The organism is Aeromonas aquatilis, from assembly GCF_054052405.1.
In genome coordinates this window covers 37,641-57,927 of sequence record NZ_JBSTYP010000022.1, presented here as the reverse complement: position 1 = coordinate 57,927, position 20,287 = coordinate 37,641, and the positions used below count along the sequence as shown (strand labels likewise).

General features: G+C 57.5%; 20 protein-coding genes and 1 tRNA gene. 16 read left to right on the top strand and 5 right to left on the bottom strand.

Annotated features, from left to right (window positions below):
* Positions 1-43: 43 nt before the first annotated feature.
* The 11 genes from exeK to chbG all read left to right on the top strand — a co-directional run bounded on the left by exeK (position 44) and on the right by chbG (position 10,970).
* Positions 44-1,045 carry a GspK family T2SS minor pseudopilin variant ExeK gene (exeK, locus tag ACW5W8_RS10780; protein ID WP_498627840.1) on the top strand — a complete coding sequence of 334 codons (1,002 nt, stop codon included), beginning with the start codon at positions 44-46 and terminating at the stop codon, positions 1,043-1,045.
* Between the two features lie 122 nt (positions 1,046-1,167).
* Positions 1,168-2,352 carry a GspL family type II secretion system protein ExeL gene (gene exeL / locus ACW5W8_RS10775; RefSeq protein ID WP_498627838.1) on the top strand — a complete coding sequence of 395 codons (1,185 nt, stop codon included), beginning with the start codon at positions 1,168-1,170 and terminating at the stop codon, positions 2,350-2,352.
* Complete coding sequence (gene exeM, locus ACW5W8_RS10770; protein WP_498627836.1) at positions 2,349-2,840, top strand: GspM family type II secretion system protein ExeM; 492 nt, start codon at positions 2,349-2,351, stop codon at positions 2,838-2,840. Before exeL ends, exeM begins: the two co-directional genes overlap by 4 nt.
* Entirely contained in the window at positions 2,837-3,604 is a 768-nt protein-coding gene (exeN, locus tag ACW5W8_RS10765; protein WP_498627833.1) for a GspN family type II secretion system protein ExeN, read from the top strand. The genes exeM and exeN overlap by 4 nt, the downstream gene beginning before the upstream one ends.
* A 628-nt stretch (positions 3,605-4,232) precedes the next feature.
* Positions 4,233-4,553, top strand: a complete 321-nt coding sequence (locus tag ACW5W8_RS10760) for a PTS sugar transporter subunit IIB (RefSeq protein WP_005350034.1) — start codon at positions 4,233-4,235, stop codon at positions 4,551-4,553.
* Between the two features lie 10 nt (positions 4,554-4,563).
* Positions 4,564-5,925 (top strand): PTS N,N'-diacetylchitobiose transporter subunit IIC, encoded by a 1,362-nt coding sequence (gene chbC / locus ACW5W8_RS10755; RefSeq protein ID WP_108541000.1) that lies wholly within the window; start codon positions 4,564-4,566, stop codon positions 5,923-5,925.
* Positions 5,926-5,993: 68 nt separating this feature from the next.
* Positions 5,994-7,376 (top strand): glycoside hydrolase family 1 protein, encoded by a 1,383-nt coding sequence (locus tag ACW5W8_RS10750; protein ID WP_498627831.1) that lies wholly within the window; start codon positions 5,994-5,996, stop codon positions 7,374-7,376.
* Between the two features lie 36 nt (positions 7,377-7,412).
* Entirely contained in the window at positions 7,413-7,766 is a 354-nt protein-coding gene (gene chbA / locus ACW5W8_RS10745) for a PTS N,N'-diacetylchitobiose transporter subunit IIA (protein WP_498627829.1), read from the top strand.
* Between the two features lie 54 nt (positions 7,767-7,820).
* A complete protein-coding gene (gene chbR / locus ACW5W8_RS10740) occupies positions 7,821-8,648 on the top strand; it encodes a transcriptional regulator ChbR (RefSeq protein ID WP_108540997.1) in 828 nt (275 codons plus the stop codon).
* A 145-nt stretch (positions 8,649-8,793) separates the two neighbouring features.
* Positions 8,794-10,140 (top strand): 6-phospho-beta-glucosidase, encoded by a 1,347-nt coding sequence (locus ACW5W8_RS10735; protein WP_498627827.1) that lies wholly within the window; start codon positions 8,794-8,796, stop codon positions 10,138-10,140.
* Positions 10,141-10,193: 53 nt separating this feature from the next.
* Positions 10,194-10,970 carry a chitin disaccharide deacetylase gene (chbG, locus tag ACW5W8_RS10730; RefSeq protein ID WP_498627825.1) on the top strand — a complete coding sequence of 259 codons (777 nt, stop codon included), beginning with the start codon at positions 10,194-10,196 and terminating at the stop codon, positions 10,968-10,970.
* A 123-nt stretch (positions 10,971-11,093) separates the two neighbouring features.
* Here chbG and ACW5W8_RS10725 read toward each other — a convergent pair whose 3' ends face one another.
* From ACW5W8_RS10725 to ACW5W8_RS10710, 4 genes are all read right to left on the bottom strand, one after another.
* On the bottom strand, positions 11,094-11,738 hold the full coding sequence (locus ACW5W8_RS10725; RefSeq protein WP_498627824.1) for a 3-keto-L-gulonate-6-phosphate decarboxylase UlaD: 645 nt from the start codon (positions 11,736-11,738) through the stop codon (positions 11,094-11,096).
* 123 nt (positions 11,739-11,861) lie between these two features.
* Positions 11,862-12,554, bottom strand: coding sequence for an L-ribulose-5-phosphate 4-epimerase (locus ACW5W8_RS10720; protein ID WP_498627822.1), 693 nt, complete (start codon positions 12,552-12,554; stop codon positions 11,862-11,864).
* A 40-nt stretch (positions 12,555-12,594) separates the two neighbouring features.
* Positions 12,595-13,071, bottom strand: coding sequence for a PTS sugar transporter subunit IIA (locus tag ACW5W8_RS10715; RefSeq protein WP_498627821.1), 477 nt, complete (start codon positions 13,069-13,071; stop codon positions 12,595-12,597).
* A 44-nt stretch (positions 13,072-13,115) separates the two neighbouring features.
* On the bottom strand, positions 13,116-14,867 hold the full coding sequence (locus ACW5W8_RS10710; protein WP_498627819.1) for a PTS ascorbate-specific subunit IIBC: 1,752 nt from the start codon (positions 14,865-14,867) through the stop codon (positions 13,116-13,118).
* 511 nt (positions 14,868-15,378) lie between these two features.
* Between ACW5W8_RS10710 and ulaG the strand changes: the two genes are divergently transcribed.
* From ulaG to ulaR, 4 genes are all read left to right on the top strand, one after another.
* Positions 15,379-16,446, top strand: coding sequence for an L-ascorbate 6-phosphate lactonase (gene ulaG / locus ACW5W8_RS10705; RefSeq protein ID WP_498627818.1), 1,068 nt, complete (start codon positions 15,379-15,381; stop codon positions 16,444-16,446).
* A 125-nt stretch (positions 16,447-16,571) separates the two neighbouring features.
* Entirely contained in the window at positions 16,572-17,396 is an 825-nt protein-coding gene (locus ACW5W8_RS10700; RefSeq protein WP_498627816.1) for a Cof-type HAD-IIB family hydrolase, read from the top strand.
* A gap of 14 nt (positions 17,397-17,410) precedes the next feature.
* Positions 17,411-18,283: an L-ribulose-5-phosphate 3-epimerase gene (locus tag ACW5W8_RS10695; RefSeq protein ID WP_498627814.1), complete on the top strand. Its 873-nt coding sequence runs from the start codon at positions 17,411-17,413 to the stop codon at positions 18,281-18,283.
* Between the two features lie 97 nt (positions 18,284-18,380).
* Positions 18,381-19,139: an HTH-type transcriptional regulator UlaR gene (gene ulaR, locus ACW5W8_RS10690; RefSeq protein ID WP_498627811.1), complete on the top strand. Its 759-nt coding sequence runs from the start codon at positions 18,381-18,383 to the stop codon at positions 19,137-19,139.
* 114 nt (positions 19,140-19,253) lie between these two features.
* On the opposite strand, the gene ACW5W8_RS10685 is transcribed toward ulaR, so the two are convergent.
* A tRNA-Ser gene (locus ACW5W8_RS10685) sits at positions 19,254-19,341 on the bottom strand.
* 208 nt (positions 19,342-19,549) lie between these two features.
* Here ACW5W8_RS10685 and ACW5W8_RS10680 point away from each other — a divergent pair.
* Complete coding sequence (locus tag ACW5W8_RS10680) at positions 19,550-20,206, top strand: Bax inhibitor-1/YccA family protein (RefSeq protein WP_042009855.1); 657 nt, start codon at positions 19,550-19,552, stop codon at positions 20,204-20,206.
* Positions 20,207-20,287: the final 81 nt, after the last annotated feature.

The following is a 20,287-nucleotide window of genomic DNA, read 5'->3' as shown; positions in this document are numbered from 1 at the left end:
ACCAATGGCGGTAATGGTGACAGCCAGAACGGAGGGGGCGCCAATGCGGGCTAATCTCGCCGCCCCCGGTCACCAGCGCGGCATGGCACTGCTGGTGGTGCTGCTGATCCTCTCGGTGATGGTGATCATCGCCAGCAATATGAGCGGCCGCCTGCAGCTTGAGCTGCGCCGCACCGCCAACATCACCACCGGCAAACAGGCATGGTGGTATGCCCTCTCGGCGGAAGCGCTGGTGAGCAAGGTGCTGACGCAGGATTTCAAGGACAACCCCGAGGTGGTCAACCTCAGCCAGAACTGGGCCCGCAAGAACACTGTGTTTCCGGTGGACGATGGCCAGCTCAAGGGCGAGGTGACCGACCTGCAATCCTGCTTCAACCTCAACAGCCTGAGCGTGGCCTCCAAGGCGGGGAGCGGCGAGGAGCTGGCGCAGCAGCCCTATCCGGTGCAAGTGTTTCGCGAACTGCTCAAACAGCTGGCGATGGATGATTACGAGGCGGCCCAACTCACCGATGCCATCCGTGACTGGACCGACAAAGATACCGTGCTGGTCTCCAGCCTTGGTGCAGAGGACGCCTATTACGAGGGGCTCAAGCCACCCTATCTGACCGCCAATCAGTGGATGCTTGGTAAGGATGAGCTGAGGGCGGTGCGCGGGGTGACGGCCAGGGTCTATGCCAAACTGGCCCCCTATGTCTGCACGCTGCCAAGCGACAAGCTGAAGATCAATATCAACACCCTGCTGCCCGAGCGCCCCGAGCTGCTGGTTGCCCTCTATCTGGGCACTATCGGGCTGGATGACGCCAAGCGGGTGCTGAACGAGCGGCCACAGAAGGGGTGGAAAGAGAGCAAGCTGATGACGGACATGCTCGCTCCGGTCGATTCGGTGAAAGGGCTGAAAGAGGCGCTGGTGGTGAAAAGCGACTTCTTCGAAGCCCGAGTCGTGGCTGAGGTCGGCGACAACCGGGCCTGGCTCGAAACCCTGTTCCAGCGGGGCAAGGACAATAAACTGGTGATGCTGCGCCGCCTCAGTAGCGGCGCCGAATAAACAGCGCACCTGCAGGCCCTCGCCCGCGGGTACGAGAGATGTTGGATGCAGCCTGCGGGCTGCGCACCGGTTGCCAGGGCGCACAACGCCCTTTGCAAACCGGTATCGCAGGAGAGAGATGCGTGAGCGAAAGTCTGGTCATCCGACTGGGGACCAATAAACAACAACCCGTGGCCTGGCTGGTCTGGTCCGGTCAGGAGCAGGAGATCATCGCCTCCGGCACCCTGCCCTCGGCCGATGCCTTGGGCGAGCTGCAGGAGCGGGCCGGTGGCCGCCCCGTGGTCACGCTAGTGCCGGGCAGCAATCTGATCTTCCGGCGCGTCACCCTGCCGGGTCGCTACAACCGCCAGTCAGCGGCGGCCCTCCCCTACCTGCTGGAGGAGCAGATCGCCTCCGACGTGGATGAGCTCCATCTGGTGGTGCTGGCCCACGAAGGGCAACAGGTCGACCTGATGGCGGTGGATCGGCAGAAGATGGCCGAGTGGCTCGACTGGCTCGATACCGCTGGCCTCAAGAGCCTGCAACTGCTGCCCGATGTGCTGGCGCTGCCACAGGCCGCTGATGGCTGGTCTGCGCTGCAACTTGGCAGCGAGTGGCTGGTACGCCAGGGCCCCTGTCAGGGGATCGTCGCCGACGAGCCACTGCTGGCCATCTTGCTGGCAACCGAAGCCGAGCCGGTCACCATCCACAGCCACACCCCGGTGCCCGCCATTGCCGCCGCCAACTGGCAGGCAGCGGAGCCCGAGCTGCCCATGCTGCTGCTGGCCAAGGGGGCCCTCACCTGCCGGGCCAACCTGCTGACCGGCCCCTACCGACCGCAGACCGAATATGCCCGCTACTGGTTGCAGTGGCGCAAGGTGGCCATCACCGCCGGCCTGTTGCTGCTGGTGGCCCTCGGCCAGCGCGGGGTGCAGCTCTATCAGCTCACCGAGCAGGACAAGGCGCTGAAAGCGGAGATCCGTGCCGTCTATACCCGCATCTTCCCGGGGGAGAACCGCATCGTGAACGTGCGCAGCCAGATGACCCAGCACCTGCAACAGATGGGACAGGCCCCGCAAAACGGCGTGCTGCTGATGCTGACCGAGCTGGCCCCCACCTTTGCCGAAATACCCGGTCTGAAACCGCAGGTGATGCGCTTTGATGCCAGTCGCCGCGAGCTGCGGCTGCAGGTGACCGCCCCCGGCTTTGCCGAGATCGAGCGGTTCCGCGAGCTGGCAGGCAAACAATTCGAGGTGCAACAGGGCGAGGTGCGCAGCACCGAGGGCAAGGTAGAGGGCGCACTGGTGCTCAAGGGTAAATCATCATGATGGAAAAATTGCAGAGCTGGTGGCACGGCATCACCGCACGGGAACAGCGGCTGGTGGTCGCAGGTGGCGCCCTGTTGCTGGTCGGCCTCTTCTACTGGAGCATCTGGCAACCGATCAATAATCGCATTGCCGAGCGGGAGCGGCAGGTGCAGAACCAGCAGCAGACCCTCGCCTGGCTCAAGGAGAAGGGGGAAGAGGTGCTGGCCATGCAGGGTGGATCGGGTCGTCAGATCGATACCAGCGGCACCCTGGAAGGGGTCGTCAACCGCACCGCCTTCAACCACAAGATCAAGATTGCCCGGCTGCAACCCCAGGCGCAGGAGCTGCAAGTGTGGATCGACACGGTCCAGTTCGATGACTTGCTGCTCTGGCTCTCCACTCTGGTGGAGCAGCACGGCATTCAGGTTCAAATCATCGAGATCGCCCGAGAGGATCTGGCCCTGGGTCTGGTCAAGGTCAGACGTTTGCAGTTGAGTCGTCCACAATGAAAAAACGCATCCTGATTGCCAGCCTGTTTCTGGCCGCCTATCTGGTCTTCCTGCTGGCCACCCTGCCTGCCGCGCTGGTGGCGCGCTATCTGCCGCTGCCTGCCAACGTTGCCAACCTGCTGAAACTGGAAGGGGTGAGCGGCACCCTCTGGAGCGGTCAGATCGCCCGGTTGCAATATGCCAGCGAATCGGTGAACCAGTTGCGCTGGGATCTCAACGGCTGGTCGCTGCTGCGCTTCGCCCCCGAAGTAGCCATACGCTTTGGCGATCGCAACGGGCTGAACGGTCAGGGCATTGTCGGCTGGAATGGTGCCGCCTTCGGCCGGGATCTGACCCTCAACGCCCCCGCCCCCTGGTTGCAGAGCCGGGTGCCGATGCGCCTGCCGATCCCGCTCACCATCACCGGCCAGCTGCAACTCAAGGTGGAGCAGTTTGCCCAGGGCAACCCCTGGTGTGACAACCTCTACGGCAACCTCGACTGGTACAACGCCAGCGCCGATACCCCGGCGGGCAAACTGGATCTGGCCGACCCCGAGGTGAAACTCGCCTGCCTCGACTCCAAACTGGTGGCCGAACTCAAGCAGGGCTCGGATGCGGTACAGACCATGGGTCGCCTCGAGCTGCAACCCAATGGCCAGTACCTGTTCCAGGGCACCCTGAAACCGGGCCCCGAACTGCCGCCGCAGATGCAGCAAGGGCTCCCCTTCCTCGGCCAGCCCGACAGTCAGGGCCGCTTCCCCCTGCGCTATCAGGGGCGGATCTAACGCCCTCCCCGCCGACCCCGGAGCTACTCCGGGGTCAGCTTTTATCCCTTTGTGCCTTCTCCTCTCACTGCACTGACCCCTCAGCCCTTACTCATTTAACTCTGACGTACCGCCACGTCCCCTGTAAGAGTGTCTGCTCCCCCTCTCTTTCAACCCGCTCTGCGCAGCAACAACCATCCTCACTCGTCAACCCACTTGCCGCAAATGGTCAATGAGCGCACACCTTGTTGAAAAAGTGGCAGCTCATCCCCGCCATTCTGAATATCAATCAGGTTGCATTCTTTGTGAAACGTGAGCTAGCACCCGTTATTGATCTTTTTCAGCCAACTTGCAGCAATCTTTAAGGCCACAAAAATAACCAACTGAAAAATAAAGATTAAACCAAGGAAAACATCCTCCTTGCGCCCCATCCCTTCTCATTTCCGCTGCGCCTGCCCATCAAAAATGTGAACGACGGCAAAAACCATGGTCAACAAAAGACTATTGATATAAATATCGAAATACCAGATGAAACCCATGGGTAGATACAATGAGGTCAACTGGAGATGATTGATCTGTCTTGATAACACAACAGGCAACCATCTCGACCGATCTGTTCATTTGGTTTTCAAGCGTTGAGGGAAGGGTTATGGAAAAGAAGCGTATCTACCTGTTTTGCTCTGCCGGGATGTCCACTTCACTGCTGGTTTCAAAGATGAAGGCGCAGGCGGAAAAATATGATGTGCCGGTGCTGATCGATGCCTACCCGGAGACCCTGGCCGGCGAGAAGGGACAGGATGCCGACTTGGTGCTGCTGGGCCCGCAAATCGCCTACATGCTGCCGGAGATCCAGCAGCAACTGCCGGGCAAGCCGGTCGAGGTGATCGACACCCTGCTCTACGGCAAGGTCGATGGCCTCGGCGTACTGAAGGCGGCGGTAGCCTCTATCAAGAAGAGCCTCGCGCAGTAAGGAGATCCCTGTGAGCAACATCATCGCATCGTTGGAGAAGGTCATACTGCCCATAGCCGTCAAGCTAGGCAAACAACCTCATGTCAACGCCATCAAGAACGGTTTTATCAAGCTGATGCCCCTGACGCTGGTCGGGGCCATGTTCGTTCTCATCAATAACGTCTTTCTGAGCTTTGGCGAAGGCTCCTTCTTCTACTCTATCGGCGTGCGGATCGATCCCGCCACCATCGCCACCCTTGATGGCCTCAAGAGCATCGGCGGCAACGTCTATAACGGCACCCTGGGGATCATGTCCCTGATGGCCCCCTTCTTTATTGGTCTGGCACTGGCCGAAGAGCGCAAGACCGACCCCCTGGCCTCCGGTTTGCTGTCGGTTGCAGCCTTTATGACCGTCACGCCGTTCAGCGTGGGCGAAGCCTATGCGGTCGGCGCCAACTGGCTGGGCGGAGCCAACATCATCTCCGGCATGCTGATCGGTATCGCCGTAGCCGAGATGTTCGCCTTTATCGTCCGTCGCAACTGGGTCATCACCCTGCCAGACAGCGTTCCAGCTTCTGTCTCCCGCTCCTTCTCGGCGTTGATCCCGGGCTTTATCATCCTCTCCATCATGGGGGTGATCTCCTACCTGCTGAACAATGCCGGCACCAACTTCCACCAGCTGATCATGGACAGTATCTCCACCCCGCTGGCCAATATGGGGGGTCTGGTGGGCTGGGTCTATGTGATCTTCTCCTCCTTCCTCTGGTTCTTCGGTGTACACGGCATGCTGGCGCTCACTGCGCTGGAGTCAGGCGTACTTTTCCCCTTCGCCCTGGAAAACGTCGCCCTCTACAACCAGTACGGTTCGGTCGAAGCGGCGCTGGAGGCAGGCAAGCAGTTCCACTTCTGGGCCAAGCCGATCACTGACTCCTTCGTCTTCCTCGGCGGCACCGGTGCCACGCTGGGCCTCATCATCGCCATCTTTATGGTCTCCCGTCGCGATGACTACCGTCAGGTCGCCAAGCTGGGTCTGCCCTCCGGCATGTTCCAGATCAACGAGCCCATTCTGTTCGGCTTGCCGGTCATCATGAACCCCATCCTGCTGGTGCCCTTCATCCTGGTTCACCCGGTACTGATGGGGATCACCATGGCGGCCTACTACGCCGGGATCATCCCGCCCATCACCAACATAGCGCCATGGACCATGCCGACCGGCCTGGGTGCCTTCTTCAACACCAACGGCAGCGTGGCCGCCTTCTGTCTGGCGATATTCAACCTGGGTGTCGCGACCATGATGTATATCCCCTTCGTGCTGATTGCCAACAAAGCGCAGAACGTCATCGATGAAGAAGAGGAGAGCGAAGAGGATATCGCTCTGGCTCTGAAGTTCTGATAACAGCCATTCCAATGACAGCAAGGGAGGAGCAAAACTCCTCCCCTAACAGCCTGGAGAAGTAACCCATGCAGTATCGTTTTCCGGATAACTTCTGGTGGGGCAGCGCCAGCTCGGCCCCGCAGATGGAAGGCGCCGCCAACCGCGGCGGCAAATCCGCCAATATCTTTGACTACTGGTTCTCCATCGAACCGCAGCGTTTCCACAACGGGGTCGGCCCGACCGACACTTCCACCTTCTATGACAACTTCGAGAGCGACATCAAGCTGCTCAAGCAGCTGGGGCACAACAGTTTTCGTACCTCCATCTCCTGGTCACGGCTGATCCCGGACGGGGTGGGCGAAATCAACCAGGAGGCGGTCAGCTTCTACAACGCCGTCTTTGACCGGCTGCTGGCCGAGGGGATCACCCCGCTTATCAACCTCTACCACTTCGACATGCCGATGTGCATGCAGGAGCGTGGCGGCTGGGAGAGCCGGGAAGTGGTGGCCGCCTATGTGCGCTACGCCACCCGCTGCTTCGACCTGTTTGGCGGTCGCATCAAGCACTGGTTCACCTTCAACGAGCCGATTGTGCCGGTCGAGTGCGGCTACCTTGGCCACTACCACTACCCCTGCGTGGTCGATTTTGGTCGGGCGGCCACCGTCGCCTACCACACCGCGCTGGCCCATGCCGGTGCCGTGCAGGCCTATCGCGCCTGCCAGCATGATGGCGAGATCGGCATCATCCTCAACCTGAGCCCGACCTATCCCCGCTCGCAGGATCCGGCTGATCTCGCCGCTTCCCGCATCGCGGATCTGCTGCTCAACAAAAGCTTCCTCGATCCGGCCCTGAAGGGGAGCTACGACCCCGAGCTGGTCGCGCTGCTAGAGCTGTACGACTTGCTGCCACAGATCGAAGAGGGTGACAAGGCGCTGCTCGCCGCCGGCAAGGTGGATATCCTCGGCATCAACTACTACCAGCCACGCCGAGTCAAGGCCAAAGAGGTGGCGTGGCAGGGTGTACCGCGCACGCCGGAAGATCTGTTCGACTACTACGAGATGCCGGGCCGCAAGATGAACCCCCACCGCGGCTGGGAGATTTACGAAAAAGGGATCTACGACATCCTCACCGACCTGCGAGTCAACTACGGCAACCTGCCCTGCTACATCTCGGAGAACGGCATGGGGGTCGAAGGGGAAGAGCGCTTTATCGGTCCCGAGGGACGTGTGGAGGATGACTACCGCATCCAGTTCATTCGCGAGCACCTCCAGTGGCTGCATCGCGCACTGGAAGAGGGCAGCGCCTGTCGCGGCTATCACCTGTGGACCTTTATCGACAACTGGTCGTGGCTCAACGCCTATAAGAACCGTTACGGCTTCGTCCGCCTCGATCTGGAGAGCCAGCAGCGCACCATCAAGAAGAGCGGCTACTGGTTTGCCGAGGTAGCGCGCAACCATGGTTTTAATTAACGGTTTCAATTAACGCATTTACGTAAGGAACGACACATGTTCGATCTGGACAACATCACTGAAGAGGCCACCACCAGCAACGATCTGGAAGAGGTGGTAATGGGGCTTATCATCAACTCCGGGCAGGCCCGCAGTCTCGCCTACACCGCGCTGAAAAAGGCCAAGGAGGGGGATCTGGCCGCCGCTCACCAGCTGATGGCTCAATCCCGCGAGGCGCTCAATGCCGCCCATCTGGTACAGACCCAGCTGATCGAGGACGATCAGGGCGAGGGCAAGATCCCGGTCACTCTGGTGCTGGTTCATGCCCAGGATCACCTGATGACCTCCATGCTGGCCCGTGAGCAGATCAGCGAGCTGATCGAGCTGCACGAAAAGCTGCAGAACCAATAACCTCCGGACAGGGCGAGAGGCCCCGTCATCGGCCCGCAGATCAGGAAGCGACTCATGAGCGTCAAAACAATCCGGGAAACCGAACTGTTTAACAACAAACCGTTCCACATGTTCATCTACAACAAACAGGTGAGCGGAACCGGTTTGCACCAGCACGACTACTACGAGTTCACCCTGGTACTGACCGGTCGTTACTATCAGGAGGTCAACGGCAAGCGGGTGCTGCTGGAGCGGGGGGACGTGGTATTTATCCCGCTCGGCTCCCGCCATCAGAGCTTCTACGAGTTCGGCACCACCCGCATCTTCAACGTCGGGATCACCCGTACCTATTTTGACGAGCACTTCAAATACCTGCTGCCGGAACACTTCGTCGCCTCACAGGCCTATGCGCTCAAGAGCGAGTTCCTCAGCTACATCGAGTCGGTGCTGGTCTCGCCGGGGTTTAGGGAAGAGGCGCTGACCGAATTTCTCGAAGTGGTGACCTACGCGGTGATGAACCGGCTGCGTCACTACAAGGACACCTCCGCCAGCGATGATCTTCCGCTCTGGCTGCACGAAACCGTGGAGCGGATGCACGATCGCCCCCTCTTTGCCGAGGATGCGCTGGCCAACATGGTCTCCCTCTGTGGCAAGAGCCAGGAGTATCTGACCAGGGCCACCCGGCGTTACTACAACAAGACGCCGATGCAGATCATCAACGAGATCCGGATCAACTACGCCAAGATGCAGCTGGAGGTGACCAACAACTCGGTGGCCGATATCGCCTTCGAGACCGGCTACAACGACGTCAGCCTCTTTATCAAAAACTTCAAGAAGCTCACCTCGTTTACCCCGGGCAGTTACCGCAAATATCTCTATCCGAAATTCGAAAGTTCAGCCTGAGACCAGCGAGTTGCTGACCTAAACAACCCGGTTCAAGAGAACCAATCCATTGTGACCAGCCCCTGCCACAGGCGGCTGCGGCCCCTCTCACCCTGATGACAGAGCGGCCACCATCAAACCTAGAAAGATCGATAAAGAGGGATTTATGAGCGAGAAGATCAAGGTAGTCACCATAGGCGGCGGCAGCAGCTACACCCCCGAGCTGGTCGATGGTTTCATCAAGCGCTATGCCGAGCTGCCCATCAGCGAGCTGTGGCTGGTGGATATTCCCGCTGGCGAAGAGAAACTGAACATCATCTTCGACCTCTGCCAACGGATGATCCACCAGGCTGGCATCCCCATGACCCTGCACAAAACCCTGGATCGCCGCGAGGCACTGGTGGGCGCCCACTTCGTCACCACCCAGCTTCGAGTAGGCCAGTTGCAGGCGCGGGAGAAGGATGAGCGCATCCCCTTGAGCCACGGCATGCTGGGGCAGGAGACCAACGGCGCAGGCGGCCTGTTTAAAGGGCTACGCACCATTCCGGTCATCTTCGACATCATCCGCGACGTCGAAGAGCTTTGCCCGGATGCCTGGCTGATTAACTTCACCAATCCGGCCGGCATGGTGACCGAAGCGGTGCGCCGTCATACCAACTTCCGCCGCTTTATCGGGGTGTGCAACATTCCGGTCGGCATGCAGATGTTTGTGCGCGATGCCCTCCATTTGACCGAACAGGATCACCTCTCCATGGATTTGTTCGGCCTCAACCATCTGGTCTTTATCGGCGATGTGCTGATCAACGGCGAATCCCGCTTTGACGAGCTGCTGGAAGGGGTCGCCGATGGCAGCCTGACCCGCGCCAGCTCGGTCAAAAACATCTTCGACTTGCCGTTCGACCCCGATTTTATCCGCGGCTTGCGCCTGCTTCCCTGCTCCTACCTGCGTTACTACTTCAAGGAGAAAGAGATGCTGGGGATCGAGATGGGCGAGTTCTATAAAGGCGGCGCACGGGCTCAAGTCGTGCAGCAGGTCGAGAAGAAACTGTTCGAGCTCTACCAGAACCCCGAGCTGTGCGAAAAGCCCAAGGAGCTGGAGCTGCGTGGCGGCGCCTACTACTCCGATGCAGCCTGCGAAGTGATCAGCGCCATCTACAACGACAAGCAGAGCGAGCACTACGTCATCGTGCCCCATCAGGGCCATGTCACCAATATCCCGGCCGACTGGACGGTGGAGATGAGCTGCCTGATCGGACGTGACGGCGCCATCCCCCACCCGCGTCTCACCCGCTTTGACGACAAAGTGAACGGGCTGGTGCATCTCATCAAGAGCTTCGAGATCGCCGCCGCCAACGCCGCCATCAGTGGCAACTTCGATGACCTGCTGCTGGCGATGAACCTCAACCCACTGATCCACTCCGACAACGATGCCCGCATCGTCGCCCGTGAGCTGCTGCTGGCCCACCGCGAACACCTGCCCAACTTCGCTGCCGCCATCGACGCCCTCGCCTGAGGCCAACACGCCCCGCCCGAACCGGCGGGGCGCTTAACCGCAAGGGAATCCTCATGAGCAAGAGATTGATCATCAACGCCGACGATTTCGGCCTCTGCCGCGCCCAAAACTACGGCATCGTAGAGGCGTTCGAGCACGGGGTCGTCAGCTCCACCACTGCGATTGTCACCTCCCCCGCCATCGAGCATGCCGCCTGGCTGGCCAAACGCTTCCCCGAATTGCCAGTCGGGCTGCACTTTATGCTTAGCTGGGGCAAACCGCTCACACCGCTCACCTCGCTGGTGAACGAGCAGGGCGATCTCAACAAGGGGATCTGGCACAAGAGTGAAGCCGGAGAGCTGGATCTGGCGGAGATATCCGGCGAGCTGGCGAGTCAGTATCAGCGCTTTGTCGCGATCTTCGGCCAGCAGCCGACCCATATCGACAGCCACCACCATGTTCATATGCTGCCGACACTCTACCCGCTGGTGGAGGCCTTCGCCAAAGCCCATGACCTGCCACTTCGCATCGACCGGGGCGAAATCGCCCGCCACGGTCTGACCGTCAACCACCCGCACAGCTGCGATCGGTTCGATGACCGCTTCTACGGCGCGCAGCTGACCCAAAACAGTCTGCTGCAACTGCTCGATGAGGCCAGTGAACAGGGGACCCATTCGCTCGAGATCATGTGCCACCCCTCCTTTATCGATATGGAGATGCAGGGCAGCTCCTACTGCCAGCCCCGCCTCAACGAACTGGCGATCCTGACCGACCCGTCCCTGCCCGCTCTTATCACCGAGCGCGGCTACCGCCTCGCCAGCTATCGGGAGTGGTGGTGTAACACAAAATAGAGCGAAACAACCAAAGCATTGCCGGTGGAAAAAAGAGAGCAGTGAACAGGGATGAAGCTGGCAGGCAAGAAAATGTAAGAGAAAAAACAGGGCGGCGGCACAGGTGGCGCCGCCCCGATCCCATTACCAATATTTGTTTATCTCGCGGCGCAACGCTTCGGCGGTTGCCTGTCCGCTTTCAGAGGCCAATGCCCGCCCGGCGATAAAGGTCTTGGCGCGGATACCTTCAAACAGATGGATATCTTCCGGCACAATACCGCCGGTGATCGACAGCTCCAGCCCCAGCTCGGAGAGTGCCCGCATCTTGCTCAAATCGGCCTGCATCCAACTGACACCGGCCAGCTCGGCATCCCGCGAGCGGTGATAAATCGCTTGAGTGATCCCCATATCAGCCCACTGCTTGGCATCCTCCAGTGTCCAGTTACCATAGATCTCGATCTGAATCTCCCCGCCAAACTCATCTGCCACCTTTTTGCAGGCTGCAATGGTAGCGACGTGGGCGGCCGCTGACACCGTAATCCAGTCAGCACCCGCAGAGAAGGCCATGCGGGCCAGAATGGCGCCACCGTCTGTGGTCTTCATATCGCATACGATGATGTGATCAGGATGACGCTCGCGCATGGTGCGTACCGCAGACATGCCCTCTGCAAAAGCCAGAATAGTGCCGACCTCGATCACTTCGACATAACCGGCGACGCGATCTGCAATATCTACTGCAGTTGCAAGATCGGTTGAATCCAGAGCAATCTGTAACATTGGCTTAGTCATAATATATTTCCTTAATTTAAATTGTTGGCAGGATACACAAGGCCATTGATTTAATGTCGAAAAGAGGCCGTAACCTGAAGTCACTAAATAATATATTTAAAATTTAACGTATATGGTGACTAATTAACGCTGACCATAATAAGCATTGGCACCGTGTTTCCTGAAATAGTGTTTGTCAGACAACTCCTGCGCAATATGGATGGCCGGATTCAACGCTCTGGTTGCCAGTGCCATTGTTGCAACCTCTTCCAGAACCAGCGCATTATGCACCGCGTCTACCGCACTCTTGCCCCAGCAAAACGGGGCATGGCCGGTAATGACTACGCCTGGCAAGGCCAGCGGGTCAAGGTCGCGCCGATAGAACTCTTCGACAATGACCTCACCGGTATTCTTCTCATAATCAACGCGAATTTCATCTTCGGTCAGCGGACGCGTGCAGGGTATATCCCCATAAAAATAATCGGCGTGGGTCGTCCCCAATGCAGGAATATCCATGCCTGCTTGCGCCCAAATAGTGCCATGACGAGAATGCGTGTGCACAATACCAGAAATACCTTGGAACGCTTTATATAAAACCAGATGGGTTGCAGTATCACTGGATGGGGATAAATGCCCATCAACAACCTTCCCATCCATATTAACGACCACGATATCGTCAATGGTCATATTGTCGTAAGAGACTCCGGACGGCTTGATAGCCACGACGCCCCGGGTGCGATCAATCTGGGAAACGTTGCCCCATGTCAGGGTAACCAGACCGTACCGGGGCAACAGCAGGTTGGCCTCCAGTACCGCCTCTTTCAATGAGTTGTACATTTCGTTCTCCTGGGCCCCTTACGGGGCCGCTTTGGGTGCCTCAGACCACTTGCGCCAGCGCCTGATCAATGACGTTGAATACATCTGCTGTGCTCTGGCACACTCGCAGCTTGTCGAGGTTGATCCCGCTCTCGCTGCATTCATCCTCCAGCACCTGAGTCACCTCCATCAGCCCCTCCATGTGTTCATCCGAGGTGCTCCCCGCCAGCGTTACCAGCACGTCCACCGGCTCCTCTTCCCCCTCAAATTTCACCGGTGTGGTCAGGGTGACCAGTGCGAACGCCGTGCGATTGACCCCATCTTCTGGTCTGGCATGAGGCATCGCAAACTGCGGTGCAATCACAATGTAGGGACCCATTTTTTCGATACTACCGATAATGGCATCGTGGTAACGCGGCTCCACGGCGCCGGAGCGGATCAGCATGTCAGTACCCAATTTGATGGCGCTGCGCCAATCAGTCGCTACCGCGTTGAGCAATACAGAGTTGTTTTCCATCAGAGATTGTTTGAATTTCATCTTGTTCTCCTTGCCCGCGGCCAAATGCAGCGAGGCTCATCGGCTTAATTTGCAAAGTTGTTTTTGATGAGGCCCAACAGCTCATCGCCAAACGAATTCGGGTTAAGCATGTTCTGCACACCCAGCACGAACTTGCCCTCACCGGGACTCATTTCACCGGCCAGATGCTTGGAAGAGACAATAATGTCGGTGGTCTGCAGCTTGGTTTTGTAATCGGCCACGGCGCAGGAGTCCATGACATGGGGCACCCCACGCTGCTCGAGAAACTTGCCGATCTTCATTTTCATCATCATGGATGAGCCCTGACCGTTGCCGCATACCGCCAGGATCCGCACCGCATGTCCCCCTTTGGCACTCTCGGCTGGCAAGGCTGACAGTTCGGTCACTTCTTCTGCCACGGCAGTATCCGGAACAGCCATATCCTCTTCCATCCGCAACGTGCGGGAAGCGAAGTACATATAGAGCCCGGCACCAGCCAGTAACACCAAGAAGAACAGGGAAGATAACGAGAGGCCCTGCATGATCACCGGGAATACCAGCGCCCAGTCAGCCATCCCCATCCAGCCGTTGAAGCTGGTGCCATTGACCGCGAACAGGTGGATCGCCCAGGCAGAGCCAAGCACCTCGATGATCCCCATGACGAAGCAGATCTTCATCACCGCTCGCCAGCCGCCAAAGTGGTTGGCGAACACCCCGATAGTGGCGTTGGAGAAGAACATGGGAATAAAGCCCGGGATAATCATGATGGGCGCCTGGAATGCCAGCAGGGCAAGCACTGCAAGGAACTGACCGATGGCCCCCCACATGAAGCCAAAGACCATGGCATTAGGTGAGTAGGCGTAGATAGCAGCGCAATCGATTGCCAGGACGGCGTTGGGAATGACCCGCTCGGAGATCCCCTTGAAGGCCTCGGAGAGCTCGGCGACAAACATCCGCACCCCCACCACGATGACCTGTATGGCAACCGCAAACTTGAGGCCGGTCTCGAGAATATAGATAGACCAGTGGGTCTGACCCGCCATCTGCTGCAGATTATCGAGACCAAACGAGAGCAGGATGATACCGAAGAAGATGGTCATCACAATCGCGGTCGCAGTGATGCTGTCGTGGAAGATATGCAGCCACTTGGGCAGCTTCAGGTGATCGACGCTCTCCTCCTTTTTGCCCAGTTTCGGAGCCACCTTGGTGGCAATCCAGGAAGCGACCTGTTGCTGGTGACCGATGGAGAACCCGGCCCCGCCGGTCACTTCTTGAGTCGGCTTGAACATGATATTGGAGGAGATCCCCCAATAGAGCGCCATGATGACGGCGGAATAGAGGATGGTTTCCCACATCGAGGCCCCCATCACCATATAGAAGACCGCGATCAGACCTACCTGCTGAAACATGATGTGGCCGGTCAGCATGATGGTGCGGATCCCGGTATAGCGCCGCAGCAACACCAGCAGAATATTGAGGGCAAGGGCCAGCAATACCGCATATCCGACCCAGGAGTAGTTCTCTCCCATGGTTTCCATGGTCGCCATCATGGTGGTGTAGGGGTCAATCACTGAACCGGTGAGGTGATGATATTCCGCAATCTTGTCCACCACCGGCTTGAAGCCGGCCACCAGCGTACTGGCGCCCACCTGCACCAGCATGAAACCGACGATGGTCTTCACCGTCCCCTTGACGACCGTCGTGCCATCCTGCTTGAGCAACAGGTAGCCAAGACAGGTCACCAGCCCCAACAGCAGGGGTGCCTTGGTCATCACCTGACTGTAAAAGATGTAAAAAGCGTTGTAGAGGGTTTCCATATTTATGCTCCGTCCAGATGAGGACAACTCATTGCTATTGGATTGGTGCAGACATCTCACCATTCATATGGGCATTGCTTTACCTGACGTCCCGCGAGCAGATTCAACTGTCACCACTCACTGCAAAATCTAAAATAATCATACATAGTCACAATGTGATTTATTGTGATGAAGATCTATGTCGAGAGAATCTCTTTTTTCCACAAGCCGGATGTGAAATTTCGGTTAAAAGGGCAATCAAAACCGCATAAAAGGATTCAAAGAATCCCTTAAAATATGCTAAAAATAAGTAAATCCAATAAATACAAATACTTAAAAACATACTCGTCTCTTGATTGTGATATGCCGCAATTAATCTCACAAAACAATCACCATAATCATTGATAATCACAACGGCTGGTAATATAGTCACAACCAATCAAAACAAATCACTGGCTCGCAACCATGCAAGCCATGTCATCATCCGATGAATCACCACTGTGTGAACCATCAAATCAGAAAGGTATGTGAGATGAGCAAGATTGAAGAAATCACCCGTGAATCGTGGATCCTCAGCACCTTCCCCGAGTGGGGCACCTGGCTGAATGAAGAGATTGAACAGGAAGAGGTAAAACCGAACACATTCGCCATGTGGTGGTTGGGTTGCACCGGTATCTGGCTGAAGTCTGCCGGCAATACCAACATCTCCATCGACTTCTGGTGCGGCACCGGCAAGCGCACCCATGGCAATCCCAACATGAACAAGCAGCACCAGATGATGCGGATGGGGGGCGTGCGCAAGCTGCAACCCAATCTGAGAACCTCACCTTTCGTGCTCGATCCTTTCGGGATTAAAGATATTGATGCGGTGTTGGCCACCCATGACCATGCCGACCATATCGACGTCAATGTGGCGGCTGCCGTGCTGCAAAACTGTGGTGAACATGTGAAGTTCATTGGCCCCAAGGCCTGTGTCGAACTCTGGCAGCGCTGGGGAGTACCGGCCGAGCGCTGTGTGGTGGCGCGTGTGGGTGACGAGATCCCGGTGGGCGATATCGTGATCCAGGTACTCGATGCCTTTGACCGTACCGCGCTGGTCACCCTGCCGGCGGGGGTCTCATCCACCGACAAGAACATCCTGGATGGCATGGACGATCGGGCGGTGAACTATCTGGTCAAAACATCCGGTGGCAACCTCTACCACTCGGGTGACTCTCACTACTCCAACTACTATGCCAAGCACGGCAACGACTACCAAATCGATGTAGCCCTGCTCTCTTATGGCGAGAACCCGCGCGGTGTGACCGACAAGATGACCTCCTCAGACATCTTGCGCGCCGGGGAATCCCTCAACACCAAGGTAGTGATCCCGTTCCATCACGATATCTGGGCCAACTTCCAAAATGATCCCCGCGAGATCGAAGTGTTGTGGAATATGAAGAAAGAGCGCCTCGGCTATCGCTTCAGCCCCTTCTTCTGGCAAGTCGGTGGCAAATACACCTTCCCGACCGACCAGAGCAAGCTGCACTACCAGCACCCGCGCGGATTTGATGACATTTTCATCGACGAGCCGGAGCTGCCTTACAAGTCTTTCCTCTAATAAGCACGGCTTATCAGTACGTCGGGTAGTGCAATGGGTGGTGATTGATATGAGCCGACAAGAGCATCGTATCAATCACGCCCTGCATTTTCCCCACTCTCACCAGATAACAAGAAGATCAGACGATGCGCTATCACGCCCTGGCCCTCGATCTCGACGGCACCACCCTGACCAGTGCTCACACCATCATGCCGGCCGTCAAAGAGGCCATCATGAGGATCAAGGAGCAGGCCACCGTCATGCTGGTCACCGGCAGACATCACACGGCAGCCCACCCTTATCATCACGAACTGGGTCTGACCACCCCCATTATCTGCTGCAACGGCACCTACGTTTACGACTACGAGCAACGCGCCGTGCTGGCAGAGAACGCAATTCCCCATAAACTGGCACAACGCTTTATCGCACTGGCAAGGGATCACCGGCTCAACCTCGTCATGTATGTCACTGACCGCATGGTCTACTCCGCTCATCAGTCGGTGCGCTACGTGGCGGCCCTGCAACAGTGGGCCAGCAGCTTTGCGCCGCCGATCCAGCCGCAGGTAGCCAGTGTTGACTCGTTTGAAGAGGAGCTGGCCAACAGCAGACATGTCTGGAAGTTCGTGGCCGAGGGAGAGATCACCGCCATTCAGGCCTTCTCACATCACCCCTGGGTACGCGAACACTTCAGTGGCGAGCAGTCATGGGCCAATCGGGTCGATTTTGCCCGCCGCGGCAACAGCAAGGGAGCGCGACTGCAGGATTATCTGGACCAGCAAGGGATCAGCCCGGCGCGACTGGTCGCCATCGGCGACAACCACAACGACACCTCCATGCTCTGCCTCGCAGGGATGGGCATCGCCATGGCCAATGCCGAGCAGGAGGTCAAACAGATGGCCAACCGGGTCACCTGCGAGAGCAACGACGAGGGCGGGATCCTCGAAGTATTGAACCGCTATTTCCCTATCTGAATGCAGGAGCTTGTATGCACCACTTTGACCATGCCTTACGCCTCGGCCTTTATGAAAAAGCGATGCCCTCTGCACTGGAGTGGCAAGAGAAAATTCTATCGGCCAAGGAGCTTGGCTTTGATTTCATCGAGATATCCATTGATGAATCAGATGAAAAACTGCAACGGCTCGACTGGTCAGATAGCGAAATCTATCGGCTCAGACGCCTGTGCGAGCAGCACAGCTTGCCGTTGCACTCCATGTGCCTGAGCGCCCATCGCCGCTTTCCGTTTGGTTCGCAGGATCCGGCCATCCGCGCGCAGGCGGCCATCATCATGGAAAAAGCGATCAATCTGGCGTACAAGCTCGGCATTCGCTGCATCCAGCTGGCAGGCTATGACGTCTATTACGAACCGCAAAGCGACGAAACCCACCGCCACTTCATCGAAGGAATGCTGGCAGCCGCCAAGATGGCGGAACGGGCAGGCATCATGCTGGGTGTGGAGATCATGGATACCCCCTATCTCAACTCCCTCAGCAAATTCGAGGTGCTGAAAAAGCAGATCCCCTCCCCCTACTTCATGGCCTATCCGGATGTCGGCAATATCACCGGCTGGAACTATGACACCTGCACCGAGCTGCAATTGAGTGCAGACCATATCGTGCAGATCCACCTCAAAGACACCCGCAAGGTAACGGCCAGTTGCAGCGGGCAGTTCCGTGATCTGGTCATTGGCGAAGGAGAGGTCGACTTTGCCGCCATTTTCCACACTCTGGCAAAAATCGGTTACAACGGCCCCCTGGTGCTGGAGATGTGGGCCAAGGATGAAGAGTGGGCCAGCAACCTGAAAACGGCCAAGGGGCGACTGGTCGAACACGCGCGACAAGCCGGTCTGACGATCGCCTGAACGCCCGTTATCAGAAGAGTTAACAAGGTTGCTGTCATCGACACCTATGCGCGATATAATCACCACCCAATCAGATTCAATCATCATCAGGCATGATATGACAGAAGCACATCGCCATAACGCCATTTTGGAACTGCTCAATCAGAAACGTCATCTGTCGGTCAACAGCATAATGCAAGCCTTTGATATTTCTCCGGCTACTGCGCGCCGCGATATCAACAAGCTCAATGACTCCGGCAAACTTCGCAAGGTGCGCAACGGGGCTGAAGCCTTGATGCTGGCCAGAAAGGCCCACTGGTCTCCTCTCGACAGCAACGAAAGCCTCAATCACAGCGAAAAAGTGCGCATCGCCCAGGCGGCGGCTGCGCTGATCAATCCGGGCGAAAGCGCGGTCATCAACTGTGGCTCCACCGCCTTCGTGCTGGGTCAGGAGATCTGCGGGCAGGATGTTCAGGTCATCACCAACTACTTCCCGCTCGCCAACTACCTGATCGAGAATGACCATGACGGCGTGGTGATCATCGGCGGTCAATACAACAAGTCGCAATCCATCACCCTGGCACCGCAGGACGAGATCTCCTCCCTCTATGCCGGACACTGGATGTTTACCAGCGGCAAGGGCGTCACCGCAGATGGTCTCTACAAGATGGATATGCTGACCGCCATGGCAGAGCAGAAGATGCTCAACCACGTCGGCCGACTGGTGGTTCTGGCCGACAGCAGCAAGGTGGGGCAACGGGCAGGCATGCTGTTTTGCGCCGCCAGCAAGATCGACATTCTGATCACCGGCAAGGATGCGGATAAAGAGGTCATCGAGCAGATCAAAGCCAGAGATGTGCAGGTCATTCTGGTCTAGGACATAGAGTGCGAGGGCGCTTTGTAGGCGCCTTCATTCAAGGCCATTTTCGGCCAGAAACCGCAGATACGAAAAAGCCCAAGCGGGTGACCGCTTGGGCTTTCTCTTTGAATATGGCGGAGGAGGTGGGATTTGAACCCACGGATGGTCGCCCATCGCCGGTTTTCAAGACCGGTGCATTCAGCCGCTCTGCCACCCCTCCGAACGGCGTGCATACTACGCTAAGCCCTTGTTCATATGCAATACATATTTCCTGTGGGATAGTGTGCGGGAGCAAAATGGCAGGTGGCTTGAAATTGTTCCTCGTCATCCCTATTTGTTCTACATACAATGCGTAAACATGCAGTAACAAACAGCGATCACGAGGCGGCTGCTCGCCGTCTCACCCGGACATCAAGAGGACACCCAAGATGGATACCCGTTCTATCTACACTGGCACCCAAAGTGCCGTACGCGATACCAACAAGGTGCTGCGTAACACCTATATGCTGCTCTCCCTCACTCTGGGCTTCTCTGCCGTGGTGGCGGGGGTCGCTACCGTGATGAACATGCCGCCGCTGCACTGGGCCGTGTTCCTGATCGGCGTCTACGGTCTGATGTTCCTGACCGAGAAGAATCGCAACAACGGCATGGGGCTGGTCTTCACCTTCGCCCTGACCGGTCTGCTGGGCTATAGCCTGGGCCCCATCATCAACATGTACATGAACAATGGTGGTGGCGAGATCGTGATGACCGCCCTTGGCGGCACCGCGCTCACCTTCTTCGGTCTGTCGGCCTATGCCCTGACTACCAAGCGTGACCTCTCTTTCATCGGCGGCATGTTGTTTGTCGGCTTCTGGGTGCTGCTGGTGGCCATGGTGGCCAACATCTTCCTGCAGATGAGCGCCCTGAGCCTGGCCCTGTCCGCCATGTTCATGCTCTTCTCCTCCGGGGCCATCCTGCTGACCACCCAGCAGATCGTGCGCGGCGGCGAGACCAACTACATCTCCGCCACCGTCACCCTGTATGTCTCCATCTACAACATTTTCCTGAGCCTGCTGAGCCTGCTTGGCGGCAACCGCAACTAATCAAAAACCCCGCTTCGGCGGGGTTTTTATTGGCTCCTGTTTCTGTCAGGATAAGTTGCAAATCAAGGATATGATGCGAAG